This is a genomic window from Kushneria aurantia DSM 21353, assembly GCF_000382245.1.
Classification (GTDB): Bacteria; Pseudomonadota; Gammaproteobacteria; order Pseudomonadales; family Halomonadaceae; genus Kushneria; species Kushneria aurantia.
Window position 1 is genome coordinate 293,770 of record NZ_KB907862.1, and the last position, 12,708, is coordinate 306,477.

Below are 12,708 nucleotides of genomic sequence, written 5' to 3' on the forward strand. Positions count from 1 at the left end.
CCGGGGGGCCTTGCCATGCACGCCTTCATTAACCAATTGTGTCGATGGGTACTCAACCTGTGTGGCCTGTTCCTGTTGCTGATCGCCTTCGTGATCGGTGCAGGGGTGCTGATGCACTTGCTGGGCTTGTCGCAACTGGTCAAATTTGACAATCCTTATTGGCTTCTGGGTCGTGGCATTACCTTCAACTCCTTGATGGGGTTGCAGATTTTGTTGTTCACCTTGGCCATGATGCTGGCCATCGCCCCTGTGATGTGGCTAGACCGCCACGTTCGTGTGGACGTGTTCCACGTGCGTTTTTCGCCACGGGTACGAACCGCGATCGAGCTGGTCGGGCATCTGGCCCTTGGGTTGCCCTTTTTCGTGTTGCTTTCACAGCCAGCCTATCGCTTTGCCGAGCGCGCCTACGTGACCGGCGAGCGCTCGACCGACGGAGGGCTCAATGACCTTTACGTGATCAAGGCGGCACTGCCCGTCGGGGTGGCATTGTTCGTCGTCGTGCTGGTGCTGCTGGTCGCGATCCATCTTTGGCGCCTGGTCGTCGGGAGGTCGCGCCATGCTTGAGTACTGGATGCCGCTTTGCATGGTAGCACTGCTGTTCACGGGGATACTGGTCGGTTATCCAGTCGCGTTAGTGCTGGGCGGAACTTCGGCGATCTTCCTGTTGATATCCGACCTGCCCATGGCCTTTGCCAATTTGATGCTGACCCGGGTTTACGCCAATGGTCTGAACAACTGGCTATATATCGCCATTCCCATGTTCATCATGATGGGGTTGTTGCTGGAACGCACTGGGCTCGCTCGGGATGCTTTCGGAGTAAGTGAGCGATTACTTCGGAAGTTGCCCGGTCACCTGGCGCTAACGGTTCTGTTCATTGGCGGCTTGATGGCGGCCACCACCGGTGTGGTGGGGGCCTCGGTGGTGCTGCTGGCGGTACTCGCCTTGCCGCGTATGCTCGATGCCGGCTACTCACCGGCTGCGACATCGGGGTTGATCTCGGCCTCCGGCACCCTGGCGATATTGATGCCGCCCTCGGTCATGCTGATCATCTTGTCGAGTTTGGTGTCGGTGCCGGTTGGCCATTTGTTTCGCGCGGCGCTGGTACCCAGTGCGTTGCTGCTGCTGTTTTACATGTTCTACTCCTTGGGCCTTGCCTTGTGGGCAAAGCGCACGACGGCCTCGGCGTCGCCAGGTATCGCGGCCCCCGCCACCGAACAACGCCGCCTGTGGCGTGATGCTCTAGCGCTCTTTCCCTTCTTGGTACTGATTCCCATCGTGCTTGGCACCATCGTGTATGGGGTGGCTACCCCGACCGAAGCCAGTGGGGTTGGGGTACTGGCGGTGCTTGTGTTCGCCGGATTGATGGGCAAGACCGATGCTACCTCGGTCATGGAAGCGGCTCGCGAGACGGTGGTGTCTACCGCCATGATCATGATGCTGGTGATCGCGGCCACCTGCTTTTCACTCATCTTCAAAGGTGGTGGCGGTGATGGCTTGATACGTGCAAGCCTGGAGCTTCTGGGCGGCGGCAGCTGGAGCGTGCTGTTGCTGATTCTACTGCTGGTCTTCTTGCTGGGGTTCTTCCTGGACTGGCTCGAGATCTCGCTGATCCTGATGCCCATCTTCGTGCCCATCGTCACCGGCCTCGATCTGGCCAACGGACTCAGCGGCGCATCGCTACTGGTGTGGTTTGCCATTTTGTTCGCCATCAATTTGCAAACCTCCTTTCTCACCCCGCCCTTTGGTGTGTCGCTTTTCTACTTGAAAGGGGCCGTGGGCGAGCGGGTGGCCACCCTCGACATTTACCGGGGCGTGCTGCCCTTCATCGCCATTCAGCTCTTGGTACTTCTAATGATCCTGCTCTTTCCGGAGCTTTTGATGCTGTAAGGCGTTCCGTGTCAATCACCACCTTCTAAAGGAGTTGAGAGTATGACGTTTTCTTTCAAAAAGACCCTCTTTGGCGCTGGCGCGACGCTACTGGCCTCGAGCGCCATGGCGCAAACCCTGACGCTGCAATCGGCGTTTCCTTTCAGCCTGGAGGTGATCGACGACTCGATCCACCGCTTCGCTGACGATGTCGCCACGGTGACCAATGGTGAGCTCACTTTCACCCCCTATGATGCGGGGGCTTTTTCGCCGCCTTTCGAGATTCTGGAAAACGTGGGTAATGGTAGCCTGGACGCCGGTTGGTCGGCGGCCAGCTACTGGGCCGGTCAAATTCCCGCCGCAGCGCTTTTCCAGAGTATTCCCTTTGGCCCCGATGTGCCCAAGTATCTCGCTTGGCTGTATGGCGGCGGCGGGCTTGAGCTATGGCAGGGGCTTTACGAGCCCTACAACGTCGTGCCGATTCCCTGCGGCAGCATGGTCTCGGAGGCGGGCGGCTGGTTCACTGAGGAGGTGACCAGCGTCGACGACCTGCAAGGGCTGAGCATGCGCATCAGCGGCCTGGGTGGCGAGGTGATGCGCGAGTTGGGTGTCTCACCGGTGTCGATTCCTGCTGGCGAGACCTTCCTTGGATTGGATACCGGCCGGATTGGCGCGGCAGAGCTTAGCTTTCCCACCATCGATACCAGCGCTGGCTTCTATGAAGTGGCCAAGCACTACTACTTCCCCGGCTGGCATCAACCCGGCAGCCTCAACGAGCTTTTGATCAATGCCGATGTTTGGGCGGGGCTTGACGAGAGCCAGCAACTGGCTGTGCGTAACGCTTGTAGCGACTTGAGCATTCACATGTATGCCCATGACATGCAGGCGCAATCTGCGGCGCTCGATACGTTTCGCGAGGCCGGGGTGAGCGTGGAGCGCTTCCCTGACGAGGTGCTCACGGCCCTCAAGAATGCCACCGCCGACGTCCTGGACAATGCCGCGCAAGCCGATGCGGACGTTGCCGAGGTGCTTCAGTCGTACCGGGACTTTAGCGGGCGTTATGACGAGTACCGCGAGCTCACTACGTTTTAAGCAAGGATCCGGGGCGCTCGATGGGTGCCCACGGCCATTATCAAACCAGCCAGCGCGAGGATCGCGATGCCTACCGTTCACGTTTACATGATGTCGGGCAGGACACAGCAACAAAAAGAGGCGCTGATCAGCGAGGTCACCGATGCCGTAGTGTCGTCGTTGAGCGCACCCAAAGAGAACGTCCGGGTCATCATCAGTGAAGTACCCAAAAGCGAGTATGGAATTGGCGGTGTCACGGGGGAGAAGTTGGGACGCTAGCCAACCGATTAGTGAGGTGAACCATGAGTATCGATACGCGAGATTTCAGAAATGCCCTGGGAAAATTTGCCACCGGCGTTACCGTCATCACCACCCGGGATGCCCAGGGAGAGCAGTATGGTGTCACGGTCAGTAGCTTCAATGCCGTTTCCATGGATCCGCCGCTGATCCTTTGGAGCATCGATAAAAGCGCCTATAGCAAGGATGCTTACTGCGAGGCGGAGTATTTCATTGTCAACGTGCTCGGCAGCGACCAGGTGCCGATTTCCAACCGTTTTGCTCAGCGTGGCGAGAACAAATTCAAGGACATCGATACCCGGGAAGGGTTGGGGGGAAGCGCACGCATTCAGGGGGCCGTGGCTCACTTCGAGTGCAGAACCTGGCAGGTTTATGAGGGCGGCGATCACTTCATCATCGTTGGCGAGGTGTTGGAATACGGCTACCGGAATGGCCAGGGGGCGCTGGTTTTCCATGGCGGGCGCTATGCCCTGCCTGAAGCCCACCCGATGACCCTGCCTCAGGATGACAGCCACACCGGCGAGGGCGTACTTGGGCAACACTTCGTTTACCTCTTGCGCCAGTCGCTGGTGGCCTACCGCCAAGGGTTCTACCCACGGCTTTTCCACCTTGGAGTCGACGACAAGGAGTGGCGGCTTATGACGTTGTTGCTCGATCGCGGCACGCAGCCGCGCGACAAGGTCGTGCAGGTGGTGGCCCAGCCCCTGAAAGACTTCGAGGACACCCTGGGCGGACTTTGCCAACGTGGTCTCGTCGTCGAGAAGGACAGCGAGCCCATGCTTGACCTGACGCCCCAGGGCGCCGAGCTCGCCAACAAGCTGCTCGCCATGGCGCGAGATTACGAGCAGAAAGTGTTCGAAAAGATCAGCGATGACGAAGTACGCCATATGAAATCGGGGCTTTTGCATGTGATCGAGGAGCTCGGCGCGGATTGAGCGCCCACCTCAGGTATCGATCACCTCACGACGGAAGAAGGAGACCCGCGCATGAGTGAGGTAACGGCAAGCGACTTTCAAGCGCTTTTGGCGCGTGTGGATAAACTCGAAGCTGAAGCAGAGATTCGGCGACTTCAGACGCGCTACATGTTCCTTTGCGATACGCCCCTGCCCGAATATGGCGTCAAGGACGATGCCGAGCGCATCGACCATATCATGGCGCTCTACAGCAACGACGCCATCTGGGAGGGGGTGGGTGAATACTACGATGGCCAGTTTGGTCGGCTTGAAGGGGCCGATGCCATACGCCGCCATTTCGAAAAGTTTTGGGGGGATAAGAAAGACCCCGAGCTGTTACTCAATGTTCATTACCTGACGGCTGAGCAGATCCATGTGGAGGGTGACACGGCCACCGGTCAATGGGTCCACTGCCAGCCCTGGATTTTCTCGGACGGTAGCTCGCTTTTGCGTTCGTCGCGATTGAACAATACCTTCGCCAAACAGCTCGACGGCCGCTGGCTGATCACCCGGACACGCACGGAAAACGTCTTCGTTGCCCCCTTGAAAGAGGGCTGGGCCACGGAATTTTCTACGGCCTCGGTTTTGATGAAGCCTTGAGGTAGTTGCTCATGTCGTCACCTATCGCAGCGTTACGCATTGCCATTATAGGGGCGGGTGCCATTGGCACCGCCCTGGCGGCTCTTCTGGCCGAGGCCGGTTGTCAGGTCAGCGTGCTTGCCCGGGGTGAAACGCTTTTCGCCATTAAAACGCGGGGCATACGGCTTAGCGACATGCAGGGTGAGCATGCTGCCAGGGTCAAGGTATCCGATAACTGTGCCGAGCTTGGCGTACATGACATCGTGCTGCTTTGTACCAAGTCTCAGGCGTTACCCTCGCTATTGCCGCAACTCAGGCCGCTGTTCGATGCCCATACCTGCCTGGTCCCCATGGTCAACGGCACACCCTGGTGGCTATTCATGGGGCAGCTGTCCGAGGCCTGGCCTGATCATATCGATGCCGTCGATCCCGGCGGCAAGCTGGTTACTTGCCTACCCGCCGAGACGATCGTCGGCTGCGTGGTATACATCTCCGCGCAGGTGCTCTCACCAGGCTCGGCACGTTCGAAGACTCCGCATCAGCTGATCCTCGGAGAGATCACTGCGTTGCCTGCCAAACGCGTGCAACGCTTGATGGCACTGATTGAATGGTTGGGCGTCGCCGGCATTGAGACGCGCCATACGCCGCGCATCCGTGATGCGGTGTGGAGCAAAATCGCCGCCAATTTGACCTCCAACCCACTGTCGGTGATCACCAATGCCAGTCTCGACACCCTTTATGGGAGTCCCTTGCTCGAAAAAGTGGTGGAGGGGCTGTTCGAAGAGACGCGCCTGATCGCCAACGCTTATGGCAGCCAACTAGAGCTGGATTTGGCCGAGCTTCGCAAATTGGGGGCGGGCATGGCCGGGGTCAAGACCTCCATGCTGCAGGATTTCCAGCAGGCCAAGGAGCTGGAGCTTGCCGCCATCGTCGAAGGGGTGATCGAACTCGCCCAACGCAAGGAAATTGCCGTTCCCACCATCAGCACCATCTATTCACTCACCCACTACCTCGAGAACGCCGCGTATTGCGCCAACGAGCCTACATCCTGACAGGAGATTGTCCCAATGAACATACAACCCATTGCCATGCCCGATACCATCGAAAAGCCCGTCCACTGCAGCGATACGGAGTGGGAGCAGCGGGTGAAACTGGCCTACTGCTACCACCTGGTCGATTTTTTCGGTTGGACCGAAACCATTTTCAACCATATCTCTGCACGGGTACCCGGTAGCGATGGCCACTACCTGGTCAACCCTTTCGGGCTCAACTATACCGAGGTAACGCCGCTTAACTTGCTCAAGGTCGACCTGGAAGGCCACAAGGTCCAGGAGTCACACTATGAGGCCAACCCGGCGGGCTTTGCGTTGCATAGTGCCGTGCATGGAGCTCGCGACGATATCCATTGTATGTTGCATACTCATACAGTCCCGGTTTCCGCCGTAGTGCAAAAAAAACGTGGCTTCAGTCACCACGATTTCTATGGTGCACAGCTCTACGGTCGTGTGGCTTACCACGAATTCGAAGGTATCACGCTGTTTGCCGACGAGAAGTCACGCATGCTCGACAACATGGGCGATAAGCACATTTTAGTATTGCGTAACCACGGCATTGCGGTAGGTGAGTCCAGCATCGAAAAAGCAATTTTCTTGCTTTGGACCGTACAACGTGCCGCCGAAAACCAGTGTGCAGCAGGCGCCCTGGGAGGCGAGGACGTGGAGATTGAAACAAGCATTAGCCAAAAATGCGCAAGCCTGACGGAAAAACTCATTCGTGAAAGCGGCTTTGCGAACGAATTTTTTACTGCTATGGTGCGCAAAATGAAAGATGAGCGTTCCCTGCCTTTCTAGGCAAGTTATGAAAACTATCATTATTGGCGCCGGTGCCATGGGTTGCTTGTTTGCCGCTCGGCTCTCGCTAAGCGGTAATCAGGTGAATTTGATCGATATCGATCCAGAAGTACTGTTGGCGATTCGGTCCCATGGTATCAGGCTGAACATGGAGAACAGCGAAAAGGAGCAGGTCTATGTTCCTGTGCATTCAGCCGATCAGCTGAGTGAGCACTTCGACCTTGTTCTGGTATTGACCAAAGGCGGAGCCACCGAAGGTGCTATCAAGGCCGCCCGTCATCTGATTGCCGCTGATACGCGAGTATTGACCCTGCAAAATGGTCTGGGCAATGCCGATGTTTTGGCCAAGTTTATCGATCCTGCCACAATACTGCACGGGGTTACTACTCTTGCGGCTGATCTCGAGGCTCCAGGGGTTATACAGTGTAAAGGCCAGGGCGATCTTCATTGGTGGTCCTATGACGGCCAGTATGATCCCTTTATGGCAAAGCTTCATGACACTTTCCTCGTGGCGGGATTGTCCAGCGTGCTAAACCCCGATGTCGCGGAATATATCTGGGAGAAAGCCGCTTTTAATGCCGCTCTCAATGGCCTTTGTACGTTACTCGACAAGAAAGTTGGAGAGGTGGGTAATCAGGAACGTGGCCAGCGCCTGATCGAAAATATAGTTGTCGAATGTGGCAAAGTGGCCAGACATTCGGGCGCCATGTTCGATCAAAAAAAAGTGCTCAAAAATATCGAGCATGCTATTCGTTACCAAGCGCAGCATATCCCTTCCATGTTACAAGATCGCAGGGCAGGCCATGCATCGGAAGTTATCCTACTGCATGAATCCATAGTGCGCCTTTCCAAGCAGCATGATCTGCGAACACCAGTTCTCGAAACTCTTTGCGACCTGCTTATATTGGGTGAACCCGACAGCTATCGCGTCGAATAAAGAGTAGTGCTGGCTCAAGTGTAGATAAATCTTTGGTGACAGGTCTCCTGCAGAATGATGAACAGCAGGCCGGCATTGCCATATGGCCATGTGTTGTAAACGTAGATACCAAAGATCGAGGTGTCCTGTTTTCGCGTGGAAATTAGTGTCTCAGCCTGGTTTTTCTTATATCTGAACTTTGGTGCGGTGTGTATGTCCGGGCTTAGCTTAAAGCTCAAGACCTTGATTTTTGAATAATCATGATAATCGTCCAGTAAAAACCCACCGATTACGGTGGGTATATATAATACCGAATAATGAGCCAATAAAGCATGCTTTAGAAGGTATAACGCACCATGCCTTGTAAACGAGTAATATCGTTGCTTTCACCAGAAGGTTGTTCTGCGCGATGATGACCAACCTCTATTCCATAGGAAATTGGCTCTATGGGCGACCATATGTAGTTGAGAAAAACACTGTCATAACGATCATAGCCATAGATATTGGGCGGAGCTGGATTCAATTCTGCCGTATCGTCCATGTCAGCCTGGACCATGGCATAGGAGAGGTTGAATGCACCAGTACCGGCCGGAATACTGATGCCAGTGGTAGCAGAGGTGGCTTTGATTGTTTCGACTTTGCCATCAGCTTTGACATAACCTGCGCCGCCCGGATTGAAGAATAGATAACCTCCGATGCCATCCCCGTGTGCCACCGCACCTCTTAACTTTATCCCGGTACCAAAGCGATATGAAGCACTTGCATTTATCCCCCAGCCAAAAGCGTAGTCGTCTTCATTGCTGACTTCATAACCTACTTCACGTCCAAGACCCCCGAATTCATAGGTAAAAGCATCCACGCTTTGTGTATAGCGTAGTGTAAAGTTGGGAACGCGACTCTGATTAACCCCAGAGGTACCGCTCAGAATACCTTCGCCTACGCTAAAGCCATCCGGATCCTCCAGCGCTGCCGAGAAGCCATTCAAAGTGTAACGAATCTGGGCCAGTCGACCGGGGTTAGGTCTACCTACTGGGCCAGTAAAATCTATAGTTTTTGTCAACCCCACAAAGCCGGAAAAGTTTGTCCATGTCTGGCCGGCAAGTATACCGTTCCACTCTCCGTAAGCATGGCGCAGACGGAATCCTGGCCCTCCATTTTCGTGAAAATCACCCTCGATAACGACTCTTATTGGTCCGTTTTTTGTTGGTGTCGCTGATAGCAATCCTATACGACTGGTATAAGCACCCATATCGAAATCGCCGTCTGACCCTTCCACATCTCTTGGGCGAATATCAAAAAAGGGTGTGAAACCACTGGCAGCATACATGTCCGGGCCATCAGTATAAGCTGCGTCAAGCTGGGCAAAGCCGTAAATGCTGACTTCGCTATCTCCCACATCCAACTCCAGAGCTTGAGCGGCGGTTGAAAGCCCTAGACATGCCAAAGGCAGCATTATTTTCGATGCGTATCCTGATGACCTGCTTGTTGTTTTTACATTAATAGTCATTTGATTGTCCTATTGTTTTTGTGAATGTAGGCGCGGTGACAGGTCAGTTTTTGTACTGCCCGATAAGCTGACGCATGCGTTGATAGAGCTCCTGAGCCGGTAGTCCCTGGTCGGCGACCTGCTCTACATGCTGTTCATTGAGAGGGGCCAAATGTTCCGACCAGCGTTTCTGTTCTTCATCGGAGAGCGTGACGGTGTGCAGCTCGTAGTTTTTCTTCGCCCACTCAAGGGATTCCTGAACGTGTTTGTCCAGATAGTTCCCCGCGTACCGAGACGCTTCGGCGCCGAGCTCATCAATTACTTGCTGCACGTCGTCAGGAAGCGACTCCCATCGATCTCGTCGCATTACAGCCAGCATCACCACATTAGACAGGGGATAATCGACGACATAGTGGAGGTAGCGCGCATATTGCAAATCCATGAGTGTTTCGCGAGAAGATGCAACGCCTTGAACGATTCCGGCCTGAAGTGCTTCGCCCGTCTCCGCTTGTGACATTCCGACTGGTACAGCGCCCAGAGCGCGTACGGTGTCAGATTCTCCTGGAACGCGAATTTCCATACCGGCCAGTTCTTCGAGCGTATCGACCTCCGTTTGAGTTTGCAGATAGCCGGGCTCGGAGGTGAACACAGTAATTACCTTGAAGTCTTCAAGGTTGAACTGCTTCAGCGGGAATTCCTGCACTAACTGGTAGGCCACTTGGCTTGCCACCTCCGCATTGACATTGAGGCCGCTGATATCGCCGATCAAGTTGAGCAGGGGAAAGCGTGCCGGTTCGTAAGAGGTTGTGGTCAGGCCAATATCGGCGACGCCATTGAGGACACCGTCCAGCATGTTGCCTGCAGTCAGCAAGGTGCCACCGGGAAAGGTATTGACCGTGACCTGGCCGTCGGTGCGCTCTTCGAGCTGCTCTGCCCAAAACTGCATTTGCATGCCGGGAAAGGTTTGCTCGGGGGCGAAGAAGGCATAGTTGAGCGCAATGTCGTCGGCGAGTGCCGAACTACTCATCATGGCGGCGGCTAAAAAACCACCCGCACACCGTAAATGGGTGCGAACGATGTGCAGTAGGCATAACGGCCGGTGCGATTGACCTGTCATGTGTTGATCCCTCTCGTTGTTGCTGAATGTTCTTGGGTGTTGCGGATTATCGATGTGGCTTCCGCGTTTTTGGCTCTAAAACGTTCAATATCACATGAAAATTACAATAAACAGCAATGGCTTTCTATCCCTTGGGCAAATTCGGGGCCATGCTTGTAAATTGTTATTTTTAATCAACGCTCTAATGAGTGATCAGGTCGTTCGGCGAGATGGAAGTGACAATGTTTGCATAACGATTCAGCACTACTTTAGCACCATGAAGGCGCATGCCGGGCTATTTTTTCCCTGTTGTGGTGCATGGTAGTTCTTGCTGGCTTCGGGCACAGACATCAGTTGTCGTCATGAATAAAACTGCTGCGTTTTTTGAATTGTCGTTGCGCTTTTGGTATGGCGGTAGCCTACGACATAGCCGTAATGTTACACCCTTCATAGGCAATCATCGAAGGGGGAATGTCATGAAAATCAGTGTGATCGGTGGTGGTCACGGCTGTTATGCCGCGGCTATCGAAATGGTGGAAAAAGGATTCGATGTCACTCTCTGGCGGCGCGACAAGAGCGCATTGGATGCTTTGCGCCAGTCCGGGTACCTGGGTGTAAAGGATATCCAGGGCGAGCGCCGTATCGCAGTGGGTCAAGGTGAAGACCAGTTGTCGCTGACCAGCGATCTGGCTGAGGCGGTCGAACATGCCACGCTTTTGATCGTGCCGCTACCCGCTACCACCCACGAATCGTTAGCAGAACAGTTGGGGCCGCTGTTTCATGACGATCAGGTGGTGTTTTTGTCTCCCGGTACCTTCGGCTGTTATCTCTTCCACCGTGGTATGTGTCAGGCAGGTAATCAAAGCCGGGTAGCTTTTTGCGAAACAGGCACATTGCCTTATCTTGCACGCAAACACGGTTCTGACAATGTGGTCATCAGTGTGTACGCCACGCGCCTGCCCACCGGCGTGCTTCCTAACGAACTATCGAACCATGCGTTTTCAGTATTGCGCAAGGCCTACCCAAGTGTTGAGCCCATCGAGGATAGCCTGAGTGGAGCCCTGATGAATGCCGGCCCCATAATTCATCCGCCATTAATTATGATGAATGCTGGGCCATTGGAGTATTTCGATGTCTGGGACATTCACAATGAGGGGACGCAGCCGTCGATACGCCGAGTTACCACGGCGCTGGATAAAGAGCGTATTGCTTTGCGCAAGGTTCTTGGTTATGGCCCTGCTCATTTTCCACTTTCCAACCATTATACTACGGAGGGAGAGGAGTGGATGTATGGCAGGGGCGCGCACAGCAAGCTGACTGATAGCGGCGACTGGCGTGAAAAGATTGCGCTGGATAGCCATCGCTACATGCTCGAAGATACCCGGCTTGGGCTATCGCTTATCGTATCGGTAGGGCGCTGGCTGGGTCAGCCGACACCGGTAGCCGAGGGGCTTTTGAATATTGCTTCGGCCATTACCGGCAGGGATCTCTATGCTGAGGGCCGCACGTTCGAGCGGCTGGGGCTCGATGGGTTATCGCGAGAAAGCATGAGCGACTTGCTGGCACATGGGATCCAGGGGGGAGCGCGATCAGGGGATGAACATGGAACATAAAACAATTGTCGTGCTCGGCGCAGGACGCATGGGCGAAGGTATCGCTTTGTCTTTCCTTCTGGCCGGGCATGCGGTCGTACTGATCGACCTCAAGGAGCGCGGTTCCCGAGCGCGCCAGCACTATTACGAGCAGGTTCGCCACCGCCTGGAGTACGAGCTTGTTTATCTGAGCGATAAAGGTCTCTTGGCTCGAGAAGACATCGCGTCGATTACCACACATTTGCAGATTCACAGTCAAGGGAAGACGGCTTCGCCTATCGAAGCGGCTCTTGTCTTCGAAGCCCTGCCCGAGGTTAGTGATATCAAACGAATGGGGCTTGAATGGATAAGTCTTCATGTGAGTAATGAGGTCGTTATAGCCTCGACCACCTCGACTTTCTTGATCAACGAGTTGGCCGGCATGGTAGCCAACCCGGCCCGCTTTATGAACGCCCACTGGCTCAATCCAGCCCACTTGATGCCACTGATCGAGGTCAGCGGGGGCAAGGCGACCGAAAAACGCTATCTCAATGTTCTTATAGACGTGCTAAAAGGTATCGGTAAAGTGCCGGTTGTGTGTCACGCTTCACCGGGCTATATCGTACCGCGGTTGCAGGTGCTGCTGATGAATGAGGCGGCGCGAATGGTTGAGGAAGGTGTTGCCAGTACTGAGGATATAGATATGGCAATACGTTTAGGTCTGGGTCTTCGCTATTCGGTGCTTGGGGCGCTGGAGTTTGTCGACTGGGGGGGTGGCGATACCCTCTATTATGCATCCGGCTACCTCTGTGGCGCCCTTGATGAAAGGTTCAAAACACCGCCAATAATTATCCGGAACATGCAAAAAAGGCTTCGTGGCTTTCAGGACGGTGCAGGATTTTTCGACTATACCGACGTTGACTTGGAGGTATATCGTCGACAGCGCGCCGACGCTTTTCTCAAGCGGCTGGCCTTGATGAATCTTATGCCGGTGGTAAAGAGGCAAAGCAATGCCTGATCAT

At 54.8% G+C, this 12,708-nt stretch carries 13 protein-coding genes; 11 read left to right on the forward strand and 2 right to left on the reverse strand.

Annotated features, from left to right (window positions below; all coding sequences use genetic code 11):
• Positions 1-15 precede the first annotated feature (15 nt).
• From H146_RS18120 to H146_RS20510, 9 genes are all read left to right on the forward strand, one after another.
• On the forward strand, positions 16-564 hold the full coding sequence (locus H146_RS18120) for a TRAP transporter small permease subunit (RefSeq protein ID WP_019950067.1): 549 nt from the start codon (positions 16-18) through the stop codon (positions 562-564).
• Positions 557-1,888, forward strand: a complete 1,332-nt coding sequence (locus tag H146_RS0101445; protein WP_019950068.1) for a TRAP transporter large permease — start codon at positions 557-559, stop codon at positions 1,886-1,888. Before H146_RS18120 ends, H146_RS0101445 begins: the two co-directional genes overlap by 8 nt.
• Positions 1,889-1,930: 42 nt before the next feature.
• The gene (locus tag H146_RS0101450; protein WP_019950069.1) at positions 1,931-2,959 is read left to right on the forward strand and encodes a TRAP transporter substrate-binding protein; all 1,029 of its coding nucleotides are present in this window, start codon (positions 1,931-1,933) and stop codon (positions 2,957-2,959) included.
• A gap of 66 nt (positions 2,960-3,025) precedes the next feature.
• Positions 3,026-3,217, forward strand: a complete 192-nt coding sequence (locus H146_RS0101455; RefSeq protein ID WP_019950070.1) for a 2-hydroxymuconate tautomerase — start codon at positions 3,026-3,028, stop codon at positions 3,215-3,217.
• Between the two features lie 23 nt (positions 3,218-3,240).
• Complete coding sequence (locus tag H146_RS0101460) at positions 3,241-4,170, forward strand: flavin reductase (RefSeq protein WP_019950071.1); 930 nt, start codon at positions 3,241-3,243, stop codon at positions 4,168-4,170.
• Between the two features lie 51 nt (positions 4,171-4,221).
• Entirely contained in the window at positions 4,222-4,788 is a 567-nt protein-coding gene (locus tag H146_RS0101465) for a nuclear transport factor 2 family protein (protein ID WP_019950072.1), read from the forward strand.
• 11 nt (positions 4,789-4,799) lie between these two features.
• Entirely contained in the window at positions 4,800-5,819 is a 1,020-nt protein-coding gene (locus H146_RS0101470) for a ketopantoate reductase family protein (protein WP_026351674.1), read from the forward strand.
• Positions 5,820-5,834: 15 nt separating this feature from the next.
• Entirely contained in the window at positions 5,835-6,617 is a 783-nt protein-coding gene (locus H146_RS0101475; protein ID WP_019950075.1) for a class II aldolase/adducin family protein, read from the forward strand.
• Positions 6,618-6,624: 7 nt separating this feature from the next.
• Entirely contained in the window at positions 6,625-7,554 is a 930-nt protein-coding gene (locus tag H146_RS20510) for a ketopantoate reductase family protein (protein WP_169433448.1), read from the forward strand.
• Positions 7,555-7,870: 316 nt separating this feature from the next.
• Here H146_RS20510 and H146_RS21150 read toward each other — a convergent pair whose 3' ends face one another.
• Positions 7,871-9,040 (reverse strand): DcaP family trimeric outer membrane transporter, encoded by a 1,170-nt coding sequence (locus tag H146_RS21150; protein ID WP_156826642.1) that lies wholly within the window; start codon positions 9,038-9,040, stop codon positions 7,871-7,873.
• Positions 9,041-9,083: 43 nt separating this feature from the next.
• Positions 9,084-10,136 carry a TRAP transporter substrate-binding protein gene (locus H146_RS0101510; RefSeq protein ID WP_019950082.1) on the reverse strand — a complete coding sequence of 351 codons (1,053 nt, stop codon included), beginning with the start codon at positions 10,134-10,136 and terminating at the stop codon, positions 9,084-9,086.
• 455 nt (positions 10,137-10,591) lie between these two features.
• Here H146_RS0101510 and H146_RS18125 point away from each other — a divergent pair, with 455 nt between their 5' ends.
• Both H146_RS18125 and H146_RS0101520 read left to right on the forward strand, forming a co-directional pair.
• On the forward strand, positions 10,592-11,728 hold the full coding sequence (locus H146_RS18125; RefSeq protein WP_019950083.1) for an NAD/NADP-dependent octopine/nopaline dehydrogenase family protein: 1,137 nt from the start codon (positions 10,592-10,594) through the stop codon (positions 11,726-11,728).
• Positions 11,718-12,704, forward strand: coding sequence for a 3-hydroxyacyl-CoA dehydrogenase NAD-binding domain-containing protein (locus tag H146_RS0101520; RefSeq protein WP_211213273.1), 987 nt, complete (start codon positions 11,718-11,720; stop codon positions 12,702-12,704). Before H146_RS18125 ends, H146_RS0101520 begins: the two co-directional genes overlap by 11 nt.
• The last annotated feature ends 4 nt before the right edge of the window (positions 12,705-12,708 follow it).